Source organism: Variovorax sp. V35, assembly GCF_041154465.1.
Lineage (GTDB): Bacteria > Pseudomonadota > Gammaproteobacteria > Burkholderiales > Burkholderiaceae_C > Variovorax > Variovorax boronicumulans.
Genome location: NZ_AP028666.1, coordinates 6,140,595 through 6,157,920, shown reverse-complemented (window position 1 = coordinate 6,157,920; position 17,326 = coordinate 6,140,595). Strand labels below are relative to the sequence as shown.

12 protein-coding genes are annotated in these 17,326 nt (G+C 69.3%); 10 read left to right on the top strand and 2 right to left on the bottom strand.

The features are described from left to right. Positions 1–16: 16 nt before the first annotated feature. Complete coding sequence (locus tag ACAM42_RS28335; RefSeq protein WP_369630142.1) at positions 17–6,037, top strand: Hpt domain-containing protein; 6,021 nt, start codon at positions 17–19, stop codon at positions 6,035–6,037. A gap of 68 nt (positions 6,038–6,105) precedes the next feature. Here ACAM42_RS28335 and ACAM42_RS28330 read toward each other — a convergent pair whose 3' ends face one another. Further along, positions 6,106–7,608: a deoxyribodipyrimidine photo-lyase gene (locus tag ACAM42_RS28330; RefSeq protein ID WP_369630141.1), complete on the bottom strand. Its 1,503-nt coding sequence runs from the start codon at positions 7,606–7,608 to the stop codon at positions 6,106–6,108. Here ACAM42_RS28330 and ACAM42_RS28325 point away from each other — a divergent pair, their 5' ends adjacent. From ACAM42_RS28325 to ACAM42_RS28300, 6 genes are read left to right on the top strand one after another with little or no spacing between them, the layout of a single operon-like run. Beyond that, positions 7,609–8,208: a YqgE/AlgH family protein gene (locus ACAM42_RS28325; RefSeq protein WP_095948042.1), complete on the top strand. Its 600-nt coding sequence runs from the start codon at positions 7,609–7,611 to the stop codon at positions 8,206–8,208. It abuts the gene before it with no gap. 8 nt (positions 8,209–8,216) lie between these two features. After that, positions 8,217–8,651 carry a Holliday junction resolvase RuvX gene (gene ruvX, locus ACAM42_RS28320; RefSeq protein ID WP_159279476.1) on the top strand — a complete coding sequence of 145 codons (435 nt, stop codon included), beginning with the start codon at positions 8,217–8,219 and terminating at the stop codon, positions 8,649–8,651. Then, the gene (gene pyrR / locus ACAM42_RS28315) at positions 8,648–9,145 is read left to right on the top strand and encodes a bifunctional pyr operon transcriptional regulator/uracil phosphoribosyltransferase PyrR (RefSeq protein WP_369630140.1); all 498 of its coding nucleotides are present in this window, start codon (positions 8,648–8,650) and stop codon (positions 9,143–9,145) included. The genes ruvX and pyrR overlap by 4 nt, the downstream gene beginning before the upstream one ends. Continuing rightward, positions 9,145–10,107, top strand: coding sequence for an aspartate carbamoyltransferase catalytic subunit (locus ACAM42_RS28310; protein ID WP_056577783.1), 963 nt, complete (start codon positions 9,145–9,147; stop codon positions 10,105–10,107). The genes pyrR and ACAM42_RS28310 overlap by 1 nt, the downstream gene beginning before the upstream one ends. Next, positions 10,104–11,387 carry a dihydroorotase gene (locus tag ACAM42_RS28305; protein ID WP_095746780.1) on the top strand — a complete coding sequence of 428 codons (1,284 nt, stop codon included), beginning with the start codon at positions 10,104–10,106 and terminating at the stop codon, positions 11,385–11,387. The genes ACAM42_RS28310 and ACAM42_RS28305 overlap by 4 nt, the downstream gene beginning before the upstream one ends. Before the next feature lie 58 nt (positions 11,388–11,445). Further along, positions 11,446–12,192, top strand: coding sequence for a lysophospholipid acyltransferase family protein (locus ACAM42_RS28300; RefSeq protein WP_369630139.1), 747 nt, complete (start codon positions 11,446–11,448; stop codon positions 12,190–12,192). A gap of 304 nt (positions 12,193–12,496) precedes the next feature. Here ACAM42_RS28300 and ACAM42_RS28295 read toward each other — a convergent pair whose 3' ends face one another. Further along, positions 12,497–13,294 carry an IclR family transcriptional regulator gene (locus ACAM42_RS28295; RefSeq protein WP_070062752.1) on the bottom strand — a complete coding sequence of 266 codons (798 nt, stop codon included), beginning with the start codon at positions 13,292–13,294 and terminating at the stop codon, positions 12,497–12,499. A 191-nt stretch (positions 13,295–13,485) separates the two neighbouring features. Between ACAM42_RS28295 and ACAM42_RS28290 the strand changes: the two genes are divergently transcribed. The 3 genes from ACAM42_RS28290 to ACAM42_RS28280 are packed head-to-tail and all read left to right on the top strand — an operon-like array spanning position 13,486 to position 17,310. After that, positions 13,486–15,240, top strand: coding sequence for an FAD-dependent oxidoreductase (locus ACAM42_RS28290; protein ID WP_369630138.1), 1,755 nt, complete (start codon positions 13,486–13,488; stop codon positions 15,238–15,240). Positions 15,241–15,273: 33 nt separating this feature from the next. Beyond that, entirely contained in the window at positions 15,274–16,050 is a 777-nt protein-coding gene (locus tag ACAM42_RS28285; protein WP_369630137.1) for an SDR family NAD(P)-dependent oxidoreductase, read from the top strand. Between the two features lie 60 nt (positions 16,051–16,110). Then, on the top strand, positions 16,111–17,310 hold the full coding sequence (locus ACAM42_RS28280; protein ID WP_062469728.1) for an ABC transporter substrate-binding protein: 1,200 nt from the start codon (positions 16,111–16,113) through the stop codon (positions 17,308–17,310). Positions 17,311–17,326: the final 16 nt, after the last annotated feature.

Sequence of the window (17,326 nt, the reverse complement as noted above, 5' to 3'; positions counted from 1 at the left end):
AACGGCGAGCAACCACGTGTCGATTCAAACCCCTGCCACGGCCCCCCTCGCCGGCAACATGCCGGCCACCGAAGACCTCGGGCCGCTGGCCTGGGTGCTGGGAGAAATCCAGAAATCCCTCGACGGTGTCGGCAAGTCGCTGCGGCGTTTCGTGCGCGACGTGGGCAGTGCCACGGAGCCCGAGAGCGGCCCGCTGCAGATGGCCCGCCAGCAACTGCACCAGGCCGTCGGCGCGCTGCAGATGGTCGGCCACAGCTCGCCTGCGCTGGTGCTGGGCACCATCGAATTCGCGGTGCAGGGCTTCATCGCCGAACCGCAGCGCTGCACCGAGAGTGCCGTGCACAAGATCGAGCGTGCCGGCTTCGCCGTCACCGATTTCCTCAGCGCACTGCTGGCCGGCAAGGCCGTGTCGTCGGTGGCGCTGTTTCCGCAGTACCGCGACGTGCTGGAGCTGGGCGGCAATGAGCGCGTCCATCCGGCGGACCTGTGGAGCACCGCCTGGCGCTGGGTCGAGGTCAAGCCGGCCCTCACGCAAGCGGCGCTCGCTTATGACCCGGCCGTGCGTTCGCGGCTCGACCGCGAGGTGCTGCAGCTGGTCAAGAGCGGCGACGCGCAGGCCGCGCGACGGCTGCATGCGCTGTGCCTGGGGCTCGGGCGCGGTGCGCTGCTGCCGCGCGTCGCGAGCTTCTGGACGCTGGCCGCGGGCTTCTTCGAAGCCCTCGCGCTGGGCCTGATTCCCGCCGACACCTACGTCAAGCGCGCCGCCTCGCGCGTGCTGCTGCAGTACGCCACGTTGGCGCGCGGCGACAGCGTCGTATCCGACCGCCTCGGCCAGGACCTGCTGTTCTTCTGCGCCCAGGCCGTGCCCGGCGCGCAGGACGACGCCGCCACGCTGCGCACCGTGCGCAGCGCCTGGGGCGTGACGCAGGAACCGCGCGTCGACTACACCGTGGTGCAGTTCGGCCGCTTCGACCCGCTGGTGCTCTCGCAGGCGCGCAAGCGCATCGAGACCGCCAAGGAGATGTGGTCGGCGCTCTCGGGCGGCGACATCACGCGCACGCGGCAGGTGGCCGACACCTTCGCGCAGCTCGGCGAATCGCTGCTGAAGCTGCACCCGCCGAGCCAGCCGATGGTGCAGGCGCTGACGCACGCCGTGGACGCCTCGGTGCGTTCCGGCCAGCCGCCCGACACCGAACTGGCGATGGAAGTCGCCACCTCGGTGCTCTACCTCGAAGCCGCGCTCGAAGACCTCGACCCCAGCGACCCGCAACTCACGGCCCGCACGCTGCAGCTGGCCGGCCGCATCGAACGCGTGCGCGACGGCGGCCGTTCCGAGCCGCTCGAGCCGTGGATGGAGGACCTGTACCGCCGCGTCAGCGACCGCCAGACCATGGGCACCGTGGTCGACGAGCTGCGCAGCCACCTGAGCGAACTCGAGAAGTCGCTCGACCAGTATTTCCGCCGCCCGGCCGAAAAGCCGCTGCTGCGCACCGTGCCCACGCAGCTCATGCAGATGCGCGGCGTGTTCTCGGTGCTGGGGCTCGAACAGGCCGCGCACACCGTGCAGCGCATGCGCGACGACGTCGAGCAGATGCTGCAGGTCAACCGCTCGCCCGTCGAGGAAATGGCCACCTTCGACGCGCTCGGCAACAACCTGGGCGCGCTCGGTTTCCTCATCGACATGCTGGGCTACCAGCCCGCACTGGCCAAGCGCCTGTTCGTGTTCGATGCCGAAGCGGGCGAACTCAAGCCGCTGATGGGCCGCCAGGCCATCGATGCCGCGGCCCCGGCCGAAGGCGCCGCCGCACCGGCCGCCGAGCCCGTGCTCAGCATCGAGGAGGTCGACGCGCAGATCGCCTCCAAGCTCGCCGCGTTGGCGACGCCCAATCGCAAGACCAAGCCGTCGCCGCTGGAGGAATTCAGCCGCAAGGCCGAGAGCTGGACCACCAAGATCACGGGCCCGTCGGCGCTGCCCGACACCGAGGTCACCGAGCTCGAAGAAGACGACCTGCAGAACATCTTCCTGGACGAAGCCCGCGAAGTGGTGGGCAACGGCCTGGCCGCCATCGCCGCGCTCGGCAACCGTCCCGGCGACACCGAAGAACTCACCATCCTGCGCCGCGCGTTCCACACGCTCAAGGGCAGCTCGCGCATGGTCGGCCTCACCGACTTCGGCGACGCCGCCTGGTCGCTCGAGCAGGTGCTCAACACCTGGCTGGCCGACCAGCGCGATGCCACGCCCGAGCTGCTGTCGAGCACCGAGCGCATGCTGCGCGATTTCAGCCAGTGGGTCGAAGCCATCGCCGCCGGCGATGCAGGCAGCTGGCACTCGGCACCGTTCAGCCGCGTGGCCAACGCGCTGCTGGCCGGCGAGCCCGTGCCCGCACCGGTGCGCGTGGCCGACGCCGAAGCGCTCGCGGTGGCCGCGCGCCACATCGCCGCCGATCCGGCGCCGCTCGCACTGCCGGAGCTGCCTGAGCTCCCCGACCTGTCGCTGACGCCGCAAGATGTCGCCGCCCCTGACGCCACGTTGGACTTCTCCGATTGGCAGCAGGCGCAAGAAGCGCCACACGCACCGACCAAGCCTGTCACACCCGAGCCCGACGACGATTTCGCCTCCACCGACTTCCTCGACTTCGAAGGCAAGCAGAGCACAGCGCCCGCGCCGCTCGACGTGCTGCCCAGCGGCGACGATTTCGATTTCCTCGCACCCCCGAAGACGCATGCACCGGCCGAGCCCGCCGTGTCGCACGCCGAGCCCGAGCCCGTGCCGGAAATCGAAGCGACGGTGCCGACCGCATCGGGCCTGCCCGATCTCGAATGGGCGCCGGAGCCGCTGCCGCTGGCGGCTGCGGAGCCTGTCGCCGAGACGGTGGCACCTGTCGAAGTCATCGAGGCCGCCGAAGAACTGCCCGCATTGGAAGTGCCGGTTGAACTGCAGCCGGAGCCGGAACCTGTGTCGGCGGCCATCGAAGTCGCCCCCGAGGTCCCTGCTGTCGTCGAAGAGCTGCCAGCCGCCGTCGTGGCCGAACCGGAGCCCGTGTCGGAGCCTGAGCCCGTGCTGGCCGAGGCCATTCCTGAACCCGAGTCTTCCATCGCGCCGAGCGCCGAAGACCAGGTCAAGGTGATCGGCCCGCTGCGCATCGGCATCGCGCTGTACAACGTCTACCTCAACGAAGCCGACGAATGGTCCCGCCAGCTGGCGACCGATGTCGGCGAATGGGCGCTCGAAACCCACGAGCGCCTGCCCGACTCGACCATCGCGCTGGCGCATTCGCTGGCCGGCAGCTCGGCCACCGTCGGCTTCCACAGCCTGTCGGGCATGGCCCGCCTGCTCGAATCGGCGCTGCAGCATCTGCAGATGCAGGGCAGCGGCACACGCGAACAGGGCGTCGTGCTGGTCGCCGCGGCCGACGAGCTGCGTCGCCTGCTGCACCAGTTCGCCGTCGGCTTCCTGCGTGACCCGTCCGAAGCCACGCTGCAGGCGCTGCGCGAGATTGCCGCCGCGCCGATGCCACCGGAGATCGCCGCGGCCCGCTTCGAGACGCTGCTGCCCAAGCAGGTCGTCGCCAACGACGCCTTTGCCGACGTGGTACTGGACGACAACGAAGACGCCATCGACCTGGCCGATGCGGTCGACGTCGACCTGTTCCCGATCTTCGAGGAAGAGGCTGCCGAACTGATGCCCCAGCTGGGCGAGGCGCTGCGCCAGTGGTCGCACCACCCCGACGACGCCGCGCCGCGCGCCTCGGTGCTGCGCACGCTGCACACGCTCAAGGGCAGCGCACGGCTGGCCGGCGCCATGCGCCTGGGCGAGCGCGCGCACCGCATGGAGTCCGAGATCGAACTGCTGGGCTCCCAGGGGGCGGAGCGGGCCGACATCGAGAAGCTGCTCACGCGCCTGGACACGCTGCAACACACCTTCGACGCCCTGCGCGCGGCCGACGACGCCGCCCAGGTCGAAGTGGCCCAGCTGATCGCCACCGCCAGCCCGACCGCACCCGCCATCCAGCGCGTGCAGGCGGCGCCCGAGGTGCGCGAGTCGGCGAACGACGACCAGGCCGAAGCGGCTTCCGCCGAATCCGCCGTGGAAGCCCCGTCGTCCCTGCTGCCGCGCCCCGCGCCGGCCCTGCTCGCGCCGCTGCGCGCGGCCTCGGGCCAGGCGGTGCGCATCCGCACCCAGCTGCTCGACCGCCTGGTCGCGCAGACCGGCGAGGTCATCATCACGCGTTCGCGCCTCGAGGCCGAACTCGGCCAGCTGCGCGGCTCGCTCGCCGACCTCACGGGCAACCTCGACCGCCTGCGCCAGCAGCTGCGCGACATCGAGGTGCAGGCCGAAAGCCAGATGCAGTCTCGTTTGGCGCAAGCCAAGGATTCGCAGCAGAGCTTCGACCCGCTCGAGTTCGACCGCTTCACCCGCGTGCAGGAACTCACGCGCATGATGGCCGAGTCGGTGAACGACGTGGCCACCGTGCAGCGCACCTTGCAAAAGACCGTGCAGGCCACGGAAGACGACCTGAGCGTACAGGCGCGCCAGACGCGCGAACTGCAGCGCGGCCTGCTGCGCACGCGCATGGTGGAGTTCGAAGGCATCTCCGACCGCCTGTACCGCGTGGTGCGCCAGGCCTCGAAGGACACCGGCAAGCAGGTGCGCCTGGACATCGTCGGCGGCTCCATCGAAATGGACCGCGGCGTGCTCGACCGCATGACGCCCGCCTTCGAACACCTGCTGCGCAACTGCGTGGCGCACGGCATCGAGGATGTGGCGGCGCGCGAGAAGGCTGGCAAGGACGCCAGCGGCCTCATCGTCATCGACCTGCACCACGAAGGCAACGACGTGTCGGTGAGCTTCCGCGACGACGGCGCAGGCCTCGACCAGAAGCGCATCGCCGAACGCGCCCGCGCCCTCGGCCTGCTCGGCCCCGACCAGGACCTGTCGCCCGAAGAGGCCACCGAGCTGATCTTCAAGCCCGGCTTCTCCACGGCAGGACAGGTGTCCGAACTGGCCGGCCGCGGCATCGGCATGGACGTGGTGCGCGCGCAGATCGCCGCGCTCGGCGGCCGCATCGAAACGCACAGCACGCCGGGCCAGGGCACGACCTTCAAGCTGGTGCTGCCGCTGACCACCGCCGTGACGCACGTGGTGATGCTGCGCGCGGGCGAGGTGTCGATCGGCGTGCCGTCGAACCTCGTGGAACTGGTGCAGCGCGTGAGCGGTGCCGACCTCGAAGCCGCCTACCTGAACCACAGCTTCGCCTTCGGCACCGAGCAGGTGCCGTTCTACTGGGCCGGCGCGCTGCTGCAGCACTCCATCCGCAGCGAGCACGCCGCCACCAAGAACAACACGCTGGTGATCGTGCGAAGCGCGGCGCAGCGCGTGGCCCTGCACGTGGACGAAGTGCTGGGCAACCAGGAAGTCGTGGTGAAGAACCTCGGCCCGCAGCTCGCGCGGCTGCCCGGTTTGGCCGGCATCTCGGTGCTGGCTTCGGGCGCGGTGGCGCTGATCTACAACCCGGTGGCGCTGGCCGCGGTGCACGGCGACCAGGCGCGTGCGCGCCAGACCGCCGCGCTGGCCGCGCCGACGCATGCCGCTTCGGTGGACACCGGCGCGCCGCAGACGCCGGCCGCCTTTGCTCCGGTGGTGCCGCAGATCCCGCTCGTGCTGGTGGTGGACGACTCCATCACCGTGCGCCGCGTCACGCAGCGCCTGCTGCAGCGCGAAGGCTACCGCGTGTCGCTTGCGGCCGACGGCCTGCAGGCGCTCGAGCGCCTGCAGCAGGAGCGCCCGGCCGTGGTGCTGTCGGACATCGAGATGCCGCGCATGGACGGCTTCGACCTGGCCCGCAACATCCGCGCCGACGTGGCTCTGGCCGAGCTGCCGATCATCATGATCACCTCGCGCATCGCCGAGAAGCACCGCGAGTACGCCCGCGACCTGGGCGTGAACCACTACCTGGGCAAGCCGTACTCGGAAGAGGAACTGCTGCGCCTGGTGCGTGCCTACACGAGCGAGCCGGCCGCGCTGGCGGTAGCCTGACCGGCCTCGGCGGCGCCGGCAATCGGCGCGAAAAAGAAAAGGGCCCCTCGGGGCCCTTTTTTCTTGGGTTACGGCTTTTGCAGGGCCTTGGCCCGCGCCGCCGCATAGCGCTGCATCGTCTTCTCCCGCGCCTCGGCGTGGTCCACCACCGGCTTCGGGTAGTTTTCGCCCAGCCTGACGCCCGCTGCCTCCAGCTCGACCGGCGACGCCATCCACGGCGCGTGGATCGCCACGTTCGACAGGCCCGCGAGCTGCGGCAGGTAGCGGCGGATGAACTTGCCTTCGGGGTCGAAGCGTTCGCTCTGCGTCACGGGGTTGAAGATGCGGAAGTAGGGCTGGGCGTCGCAGCCGGTCGAGCTGGCCCACTGCCAGCCGCCGTTGTTCGAGGCCAGCTCGAAGTCGTTCAGGTGCAGCGCGAAGTAGCGCTCGCCGCGCCGCCAGTCCAGCCCCAGGTCCTTGCACAGGAAGCTCGCCACCACCATGCGCAGCCGGTTGTGCATGTAGCCGCTCTGCCGGATCTGCAGCATCGCCGCATCGACCAGCGGGTAGCCGGTGCGGCCTTCGCACCAGGCGTCGAACAGCTGGTCGGCGTGCTTGCCGTGGTGCCACTGGATCTTGTCGTACTCGGGGCGGAAGCTCTTCGATTCGCCGTTCGCGTGCACGTGCGGGAAGTGCGCCAGGATCTGGAAGTAGAAGTCGCGCCAGACCAGCTCGCTGAGCCAGGTCGCGGCGCCGGTGTTGCCCTGCAGCGCCAGCTGGTGCGCCACGCTGGCCAGTTGCCGGATCGACACCGTGCCGAAGCGCAGGTGCACGCCCATGTAGCTGGGGCCGCGCACGGCCGGAAAGTTGCGCGCCTCGTCGTAGCGGTCGATGCGCTCGAAAAAGTCTTCGAACAGCGCGCCCGCGCCGCGCGTGCCGGTGGGAATCTCCAGCGTCTGGAGGTTGGTGCTTTCGAAGCCGATCTCACCCAGCGTGGGTACCGCCCCGCCCAGGGCCGGGGGCGGCGGGGCGAGCGCGTCGGCGTGGCTGCGCACCGGGTACGGCTTCAGGAAGAACGAATCCACCTTCGCCAGCCAGGCCCGCTTGTACGGCGTGAACACCGTGTAGGGCAGGCCGGCCTTGGTCATGACCTCGTCGCGGTCGAAGACCGTGCTGTCCTTGAAGGTGTGGAAGCTGATGCCCGTGTTGGCCAGCGCGCCGAGCACCCGGGCGTCGCGCGCCAGGGCCTCGGGCTCGTCGTCGCGGTTGGCGAACACCGCCTGCACGTCGAGCGTGTGGGCCAGCGCCGGAATCTCCTCGGCGGCCACCGCGTGCCGCACGATGAGCCCGCTGCCCAGGCCGCGCAGCTCGGCTTCGAGCTCCACCAGCGATTCGCGGATGAATTCGACCCGCCGGTCCGCGCGGGGCAGGGCGTCCAGGATCGCCCGGTCGAACACGAAAACGCACACCACCTGCCGGCAGGCCCGCAGCGCCCGGTACAGCGCCGCGTTGTCGTCTACCCGCAGGTCCCGGCGAAACCACATGAGCCCTTTGGGATAGGTCTTGTCGACGGCCAGTAAAATCGGGGGCATATGGCTGCCGATTCTGCCCCGATGAACCTGACGCATCACTTTCTGATCGCGATGCCGGGGATGGAAGACAAAACTTTCAACCGCAGCGTCGTTTACCTCTGCGAACACAGCGAGCGCGGCGCGCTCGGGCTGGTGATCAACAAACCCAGCGACATCAACCTCAAGGTGCTGTTCGAGAAGATCGAGCTGCACCTGGCCCGCCCCGAGCTGGGCGACGCCCCCGTTTTCCAGGGTGGCCCGGTGCAGACCGAGCGCGGCTTCGTGCTGCACGAGCCGGTGTTCACCCAGGCCGAGAAGCCCGAGGAATCGGTCTACGCCTCGACCATGACCATCCCCGGCGGGCTCGAAATGACCACCTCCAAGGACGTGCTGGAGGCCTTGGCCACCGGCGCCGGCCCGCGCAAGGTGCTGGTCTCGCTGGGCTATTCGGCCTGGGGCGAGGGCCAGCTGGAGTCCGAACTGGCCGAGAACAGCTGGCTCACCGTGCTGGCCGACCCGGCCGTGATCTTCGATACGCCGGTGGAAAAGCGGTACGACAAGGCGCTGATGCTCCTGGGGCTCGAAGCCTGGACCTTGTCTCCCGACGCGGGCCACGCATGAGCGACGTCATGTCCGACGCGCCTGCATCCGCCCCTGCTTCCGTTCCCGTTCCCGCGCATTTCCAGAGCTTCCTGGCCTTCGACTTCGGCGCCAAGCGCACCGGCGTGGCCAGCGGCAACCGGCTGCTGCGCACGGCGACCCCGCAGGCCACCATCAAGGCCGAGGGCGCCGACGCCCGTTTTGCCCAGGTCGAGGCGCGCATCAAGGAATGGCAGCCCGACGCGCTGGTGGTCGGCGTGCCTTATCACCCCGACGGCGCCCCGCACGAGAACACCCGCCGCGCCCAGAAGTTCGCGCGCCAGTTGCGCGGCCGTTTCAATCTCCAGGTGTTCGAGGTGGACGAGCGCTACAGCACCACCGAGGCGCTGGCCTCCGGCGCCCGCGATGCCGACGCGGCGTCGGCCTGCATCATCCTGGAACAGTTTTTGAGGAGTCTCCCGTGAGTTCAATCCCCGATGCCGAAGTGCTCTACACGACGCTGCTGTCCGGCGTGAAGGCGCTGATGCGCCCCGAGACGAAACTGGTGGGCATCACCTCCGGCGGCGCCTGGCTGGTCGAGCGCCTGCAGAAAGACCTGGGCCTGCCCGGCGCCCCCGGCGTCATCTCGTCGGCCATGCACCGCGACGACTTCGCGCGCCGCGGCCTCTCGGCCAGCGCGCAGACCGCGCTGCCCTTCGACGTGAACGGCGCCGACGTGCTGCTGCTCGACGACGTGCTCTACACCGGCCGCACGATTCGCGCGGTGCTCAACGAGTTGTTCGACTTCGGGCGTCCCGCCTGCGTGCGCCTGGCCGTGCTGGTCGACCGCGGTGGTCGCGAACTGCCCGTGGCCGCCGACTTCGCGGCAACGACGCTCAAGCTGCCCGACACCCAACTGCTCGCTCTCGCACGCGCCGACGACGGCGCCTTCAGCCTCAAGGTGGAGGACAACAAGTAATGCTCTACAAGCGAAATCCGCAGCTCAACAAGAACGGCGAGCTGATCCACCTGCTGTCGATCGAGGGCCTGCCCAAGGACATCGTCACGCACATCCTCGACACGGCCGCCAACTTCACGAGCGTGAGCGACCGCGAGGTGAAGAAGGTGCCGCTGCTGCGCGGCAAGAGCGTGTTCAACCTGTTCTTCGAGAACAGCACGCGTACCCGCACCACCTTCGAGATCGCGGCCAAGCGCCTGAGCGCCGACGTCATCAATCTCGACATCGCGCGCTCCTCGGCCACCAAGGGCGAGTCGCTGCTGGACACCATCGCCAACCTGAGCGCCATGGCCGCCGACCTGTTCGTGGTGCGCCACAGCGAGTCGGGCGCGCCGTACCTGATCGCGCAGCACGTCGCGCCGCACGTGCACGTGGTGAACGCCGGCGACGGCCGCCACGCGCACCCGACGCAGGGGCTGCTCGACATGTACACGATCCGCCACTACAAGAAAGACTTCTCGAACCTCACGGTCGCGATCGTCGGCGACGTGCTGCACTCGCGCGTGGCGCGCTCCGACATCCATGCGCTCACCACGCTCGGCTGCGCCGAAGTGCGCGTGGTCGGCCCCAAGACGCTGGTGCCCGCCGACATGGCCGGCATGGGCGTGCGCGTGTGCCACACGCTCGAAGAAGGCATCAAGGACTGCGACGTCGTCATCATGCTGCGCCTGCAGAACGAGCGCATGAGCGGCGCGCTGCTGCCCTCGTCGCAGGAGTTCTTCAAGACCTTCGGCCTCACGCAGGAAAAACTGCAGCTGGCCAAGCCCGACGCCATCGTGATGCACCCGGGCCCGATCAACCGCGGCGTGGAGATCGACTCCGCCGTGGTCGACGGCAAGCAGAGCGTGATCCTTCCGCAGGTCACTTTCGGCATCGCGGTCCGCATGGCCGTGATGAGCATCGTCGCCGGTAACGAAGCATGAACATCCTCATCACCAACGGCCGCGTGGTCGACCCCGCCTCGGGCACCGACAAGCCCACCGACATCGCCATCGCCGACGGCAAGATCGCCGGCATCGGACGCGCACCGGCGGGTTTCAAGCCCGAGCGCACCCTCGACGCCACGGGCTGCATCGTCACCCCCGGCCTCGTCGACCTCGCCGCGCGCCTGCGCGAGCCGGGCTACGAGCACGAAGGCATGCTCGAAAGCGAAATGGCCGCGGCCATCGCGGGCGGCGTGACCAGCCTCGTGTGCCCGCCCGACACCGACCCCGTGCTCGACGAGCCCGGCCTGGTCGAGATGCTCAAGTTCCGCGCCGAAAAGCTGCAGTGCGCGCGCCTGTTCCCGCTCGGCGCGCTCACGCGCAACCTGGCCGGCGGCGTGCTCACCGAAATGGCCGAGCTCACCGAGGCCGGCTGCATCGGCTTCGGCCAGGCCGACGTGCCGCTGGCCGACACGCAGGTGCTGCAGCGCGCGCTGTCGTACGCCAGCACCTTCGGCTACACCGTGTGGCTGCGCCCGCAGGACCGCGACCTCGGCAAGGGCGTGGCCGCCAGCGGCGCGCTCGCCACGCGGCTGGGCCTGGGCGGCGTGCCGGTGGCGGCCGAGACGATCGCCATCTTCACCATCATCGAGCTCATGAAGAGCACCGGCGCGCGCGTGCACCTGTGCCGCATCTCCAGCGCCCGCGGCGTGGCGCTGGTGCGCGAGGCCAAGGCGCAGGGCCTGCCGATCACCTGCGACGTCAGCATCAACTCGCTGCACCTGGCCGACACCGACATCGGCTTCTTCGACAGCCGCGCGCGCCTGAACCCGCCGCTGCGCCAGCAAGGCGACCGCGACGCGCTCTCGGCCGCGCTGGCCGACGGCACCATCGACGCGCTGGTGTCCGATCACACGCCGGTCGAGGCCGACGCCAAGACCCTGCCTTTTGCCGAAGCCGAGCCCGGCGCCACCGGCCTCGAACTGCTGCTGCCGCTCGCGCTGCAGTGGGGCGAGCGCAGCGGCGCGGGCCTGGCGCGCGCCATCGAGGTGGTCACCTCGGCGCCGGCGCGCCTGCTGAACGCGGCCGACGCGGCCAGCGGCATCGGCCGCATCGCCGAGGGCGGCGTGGCCGACCTGTGCATCGCCGATCCGTCGCTCGAATGGCAGGTGGTGCCCGAGGCGCTGCGCAGCCAGGGCAAGCACACGCCGTTCTCCAGCTACCCGATGCAAGGGCGCGCGCGCCACACGCTGGTGGCCGGTCGCGTCGTGCACGGCTGAGCGACAGCCGCCCGCCACACGGCACGCCATCAAAAAGAAGAAGAGGGCCCGCGTCCAGATGCTGCACTCGTTGAAGGCCGGCTGGCGCCTGCTGCATGCGGCCTCGCATGCGCTGTCGGGCTGGTGGACGATCCGCTTCACCTTCCCCCGCCTGCCGCAGGACGAGCGCAACGCGCGCGTGCAGGTCTGGTCGGCGCGCATGCTGCAGATCATGGGCGTCACGCTGCGCGTGCAGGGCGAGCCGCCCGCGCACGGGCCCGCGCTGCTCATCTGCAACCACCTCTCATGGCTCGACATCACCGCCATCCATGCGGCGCGCCATGTGCGCTTCGTGTCGAAGTCGGACGTCAAGCAGTGGCCGGTGATCGGCACGCTCTCCACGGGCTCGGGCACGCTCTACATCGAGCGCGAACGCCGGCGCGATGCCATGCGCGTGGTGCATCACATGACCGAGGCGCTGCGCGGCGGCGACCTGATCGGCGTGTTCCCCGAAGGCACCACGAGCGATGGGCGCGGGCTGCTGCCGTTCCACGCCAACCTGCTGCAGGCCGCGATTTCCTCGGGTGCGCCGGTGATCCCGGCCGCGCTGCGCTTTGCTGATGCCGCCACCGGCGAAACCAGCCAGGCGCCGCGCTACATCGACGACGACAACCTGCTGGCCTCGGTGTGGAACACGCTGCGCGCGCCGCCGCTCTTGGCCATCGTGCGCTTCGGCGAGCCGCAGCCTTCGTACAGCCGCGAACGCCGCAGCTGGGCGCATTCGCTGCATGAAGACGTGCAGCAGCTGCGCCGCGATACCCACTGAGCGGCACTGACCGGATCGATCCGCAAAAAAAGCGCCCCGGGAGGGGCGCTGTAACGACGCAAGAAGCGCCGTGAGGAGGAAGCGGGATCGTTCGTCGTGGCTCGTGGCCGGTCAGAGAATGCCGAACACCTTCAGCCCGATGATCACGATCAGCGGGACGCCGCAGAGCCAAAGGATGATGCTTTTCATGACCGGTCTCCGTGAGGTAGGTAGGCCTCTACGGTGGCCGCGTCTGCGGCCCGCGCGTGCGGGATAAGGCAAACCAAGCGCGTGAGCGCCTGCCTACACGGCACGGGCCGGCGGTTCAGCCCGCTTCGTCGGTGGGCACGAAGCCCAGGCGGCGCGAGATTTCGAGTGCGCAGGCCTTCAGCGGCACGGCCACGCGGCCGTTCCAGTCGCTGTCGAAGGTGGCCTCGGGGCCCATGGCCGTGATGCCCAGCACCAGGTTGTTGGTCGAGTCGAACACCGGCGCGCAGAAGGCGTCGATGCCCGGAATCGGCTGGCCCAGCGTGCGCGAGATGCCGTGCAACCGCGTCTCGACCAGCAGCGCCTCGATCTGCGACTTCGACAGCTCTTCGCTGGCGCCGCGCCCGTCGGCCGGGCGCGTGCGCGCCAGGTCTTCGAGCATCATTTTTTCCACCACCTTCGGCGGCAGGTAGGCCGCGAACAGCCGGCCCGTGGCCGTGTAGGCCAGCGACATCACGGTGCCGGTGCGCAGGTTCACGTGCAGCGGGTGGATCGGTTCTTCCAGCCGCACCACGGTCGGCCCGAAGTTGCCCCAGACCGCGACCGCGATGCTCTGTTCGGTCTCGGAGGCGAGCGCCTCGATGAGGGGCGACGCTTCCTTGATCGGGTCGAGCCGCTGCAGCTTGGCCAGGCCCAGCTGCAGGGCCAGCGGGCCCAGCTCGTAGCGGCCGGTGCCGTCCTGCACCACGAAGCCGACCTTCAGAAAACTCACCAGGTAGGGGTGCGCCTTGCCGACCGGCACGCCCGCGGCCTTGCCGAGATCGCGCAGCGCCATGGGCGCCACGTGCCGGCCGAGCGCGACCAGCAATTGCGTTCCGATTTCGACGGATTGAATGCCACGTCTTGGCTTTTCCATGGGGCGCCCGGCGTGGGGGTTGAGAGTGGGAGCGAGTATAGCCATCAGGGTTTCTACTGATATTGTCGTGTTCAATCGACGATGACTGATCATCTGATAGTAACTAAACGACTTGACCATATCAACATCGCTGCCTACACTCCGCCGCAACTTAAGTCGTACACACAACACGAGAGCGAACAGAGGCAGAGATGGAACAGAACACGTGGGAATGCGATGTCCTCGTCGTCGGCAGCGGCGCGTCGGGCATGGCCACCGCCGTCACGGCGGCGTCGCAGGGTTTGAAGGTGCTGGTGGTCGAGAAAGAGCCGCGCTTCGGCGGCACCACCGCGCGCTCGGGTGGCTGGCTGTGGATTCCGGGCACGCGCCTGGCCACGGAGCAGGGCATCCATGAGCCGCCCGGCGCGGCGCTCGACTACATGAAGCACGAGACCACGACGCACTTCGATGCGGCGCGCGTGGGTGCCTTCCTCGACATGGGCCCCAAGGCCATCGACTTCTTCACGCGCCAGACCTGCGTGCAGTTCGACATGCCGGCCGTCTTCCCCGACTACCACGCCGAAGCGCCCGGCGGCCAGCCCGGCGGGCGCTCGATGGTCACGCGCCCGTTCGACGGCCGCGAGCTCGGTGCGCGCATCAAGCACCTGGCGCCGCCGCTGCCCGAGCTCACGGTGTTCGGGATGATGTTGGGCTCGGGCCCCGAGATCAAACACTTCATGCGGGCCTTCAAGTCGCCGACCTCGTTCTGGTACGTGACCAAGCGCCTGACCCGGCACTTCCTGGACGTGGTGCGCCACGGCCGCGGCATGACGCTGACCAACGGCAACGCGCTGGCCGGCCGGCTGGCCAAGGCCGCGATGGACCTGGACATTCCCGTGTGGCTCTCGTCGCCCGTGAAGAAGCTCGTGGTCGAGTACGACGGCGTCTCGGGCGCCGTGGTGCAGCACGAAGGCAAGACGGTGCGCATCACCGCCAGGCGTGGCGTGGTGCTGGCCTGCGGCGGTTTCCCGTACGACGTGGAGCGCCGCAAGCAGCTGTTCCCGCACGCACCGACGGGCAAGGAGCATTACTCGCCGTCGCCTTCCACGAACACCGGCGACGGCCTGCGCCTGGCCGAAGCCGTGGGCGGCCGCGTCGACGGCACCATCCCGCACGCGGCGGCCTGGGTGCCGGCCTCGGTCACCACGCGCCCCGACGGCAGCAAGGGCGTCATGCCGCACTTCATCGACCGCGCCAAGCCGGGCGTGATCGCGGTCACGCCCAAGGGCAAGCGCTTCGCCAACGAAGGCAACTCGTACCACGACTTCGTGCAGGCGATGGTCAAGGCCTGCGAGGGCGAGCCCGAGGTCACGGCCTGGTTGCTGTGCGACCACAAGGCGCTGCGCGACTACGGCCTGGGCTGCGTCGCGCCCGCGCCGCTGCCCATCGGTCGCCACCTGAAGACCGGCTACCTCAAGCGCGGCGCGAGCATCGGCGAGCTGGCCAAGGAAATCGGCATCGCCCCCGCCGCGCTCGAAGCCACCGTGCAGGAGTTCAACCAGGGCGCGCGCACCGGCGACGACCCCGCCTTCGGCAAGGGCAGCAAGGCCTACAACCGCTACCAGGGCGACGCCAACGTCACGCCCAACCCCTGCGTGGCGCCGCTGGAAAACGGCCCGTACTACGCCATCAAGCTGGTCATCGGCGACATCGGCACCTTCGCCGGCCTCGTCACCGACGAGAAGACCCGCGTGCTCGACGCCGACCGCCAGCCGATCAAGGGCCTGTACGCCGTCGGCAACGACGCGGCCAGCGTGATGGGCGGCAACTACCCCGGCGCGGGCATCACGCTCGGCCCGGCGCTCACCTTCGGCTATGTCGCGGGCCTGCAGGTCGCGCAGGCCGAGGCCGCCGTGCCCCTGCACGTCGAGCAGCGCGAAGCCGTGGCCGTGCCGCGCGGCGCCTGACCCCGTTCCGATAGTCAACCCAAGGAGCCGACCATGCCCTTTCCTCCTCATGTCGCACCGCGCCTGCTCGAAGGCCGCCTCGCGCTGATCACCGGCGCCGGCCAGGGCAACGGCCGCGCGCTCGCGCTCGGCCTGGCCCAGGCGGGCGCGCGCGTCGTCGTCACCGACATGAACGAAGCCACCGTGGCCGAGACCGCACAACTGGTGCGCAGCGAAGGCGGCGAGGCCTGGTCGTTCGTGCTCGACGTCACCGCGCCCGAGGCCTGCCAGGCGCTGGCGGCGCGCGTGGCGCAAGAGGTCGGCCACGTCGACCTGCTGGTGAACAACGCCGGCATCATCATCCGCGAGACCACCAGCAGCCCGAACGCCGCGGCGAACTGGAAGAAGACCATCGACGTGAACGTGCACGGCACCTTCAACACCACGCTGGCCTTCATCCCCGTGCTCAAGCAGACGAAGGGCTCGATCATCAACATCGCCTCCATCGCCGCCTATGCAGGGCAGGCCGCGAGCCTGGGCTACTCGCCCTCGAAGGGCGCCATCAAGATGCTCACGCAGTCGCTGGCGCAGGAGCTGGCGCCCGCCGGCGTGCGCGTGAACGCACTCGCACCCGGCGTGATCGAGACGCCCATGACCGCCGCCACGCGTGAGAACCCGCAGCGCCTCGAGTCGTTCATGACGCGCATCCCGCTGGGCCGCGTCGGCCAGACCGAAGACCTGGTGGGCCCGGTGATCTTCCTGGCCAGCGACATGTCGCGCTACGTCACCGGCATCACGCTGCCGGTGGACGGCGGCTTCCTCGCCGTCTGAGCCGCGCCTCTTCCTTTTCGATTTCCCGTTCCCCGTCCGTCAACCCTTAGGAGACAAAGAATGAAAACGATCCGTCTGTACAAGACCCTGCTCGCGACCGCCGCCTTCGCTGCGTTCAGTGCCGGCGCCTACGCGCAAGACATCAAGCTCGGCTACAACGGCGACCTCTCGGCTTCGCCTTCGGCGCAGAGCGGCCAGGCCGCGGTGCTGGGCATGGAAGCGGCCATTGCCGACCTGAACGCCGCCGGCGGCGCGCTCGGACGGAAGTTCACACTGGTCACGCGCGACGACGTCTCGGCGCCGCCGAAGTCGATCCAGAACATGAGCGACCTGGTCGACAACGAGAAGGTCGTCGCCGTGTTCGGCCCCACCAACTCGGGCAACGCCATGGCCTGGAAGCACATCGCCAACCAGAAGAAGATTCCGGTGCTGGGCAACGTGGGCTCTGGCACCGACATCACCAAGCCGATGAGTGCCGGCGCCGACAACTACATGTTCCGCGTCTCGATGGTCGACCGCGAGCAGGTCGCCGCGCTCATGGCCTACGTGAAGCGCAACACGGCCGGCTCCAAGGTCGTGGGCCTCATGGCCGAGACCACCGGCTACGGCCAGGGCGGCCTGAAGGACATGGAAGAAATCGCCAAGCTGCAGGACATCAAGATCGCGGCCACCGAGCGCTTCGGCGTCGGCGACACCGACATGACCTCGCAGCTGTCCAAGATGAAGGCCGCCAACGTCGACACCGTCGTGGTGTGGGCGCAGGGCACGCCGATCGCGCAGCTGGTGCGCAGCATGGAGAAGATCAACTACTTCCCGCTGACGCTCACCTCGTGGGCGGCCGACAACATCACCTTCTACGACGCGGCTGGCAAGGCGCTGGCCGAGAAGCCGATCTTCATGCGCACCGTGAGCGAGACGCGCACGCCCGTGCAGCAGAAGCTGTTCGACCGCATCGGCAGCAAGCTGAAGGCGCCGGGCTCGTTCTCGTTCGCGCTGCACGGCTACGACTCGGTGCTGCTGCTGGCCCAGGCCATGAAGCAGGCCAACAGCACCGACGGCGCCGCCGTGCGTGCCGCGCTCGAAGACCTGAAGACGCCGGTGCAGGGCGTGCTCAAGACCTACGAGAAGCCCTTCAGCAAGACCAACCACGAAGCCCTCACGGCCAAGGACCTGGTCTGGATCCGCTGGAAGGACGGCAAGCTGCTGCCCTACAGCGACGCGCTGATCGGTGCGCTCAAGCCGGCCGACTTCAAGCAATAAACGTCTGAGACACAAA

Bases quoted from the DNA above. Each gene is read 5' to 3' on its own strand.
- ACAM42_RS28330 (WP_369630141.1), bottom strand. From the start codon at position 7,608: ATGCCCCCGATTTTACTGGCCGTCGACAAGACCTATCCCAAAGGGCTC.
- ACAM42_RS28325 (WP_095948042.1), top strand. From the start codon at position 7,609: ATGGCTGCCGATTCTGCCCCGATGAACCTGACGCATCACTTTCTGATC.
- ruvX (WP_159279476.1), top strand. From the start codon at position 8,217: ATGTCCGACGCGCCTGCATCCGCCCCTGCTTCCGTTCCCGTTCCCGCG.
- ACAM42_RS28310 (WP_056577783.1), top strand. From the start codon at position 9,145: ATGCTCTACAAGCGAAATCCGCAGCTCAACAAGAACGGCGAGCTGATC.
- ACAM42_RS28305 (WP_095746780.1), top strand. From the start codon at position 10,104: ATGAACATCCTCATCACCAACGGCCGCGTGGTCGACCCCGCCTCGGGC.
- ACAM42_RS28300 (WP_369630139.1), top strand. From the start codon at position 11,446: ATGCTGCACTCGTTGAAGGCCGGCTGGCGCCTGCTGCATGCGGCCTCG.
- ACAM42_RS28295 (WP_070062752.1), bottom strand. From the start codon at position 13,294: ATGGAAAAGCCAAGACGTGGCATTCAATCCGTCGAAATCGGAACGCAA.
- ACAM42_RS28290 (WP_369630138.1), top strand. From the start codon at position 13,486: ATGGAACAGAACACGTGGGAATGCGATGTCCTCGTCGTCGGCAGCGGC.
- ACAM42_RS28285 (WP_369630137.1), top strand. From the start codon at position 15,274: ATGCCCTTTCCTCCTCATGTCGCACCGCGCCTGCTCGAAGGCCGCCTC.
- ACAM42_RS28280 (WP_062469728.1), top strand. From the start codon at position 16,111: ATGAAAACGATCCGTCTGTACAAGACCCTGCTCGCGACCGCCGCCTTC.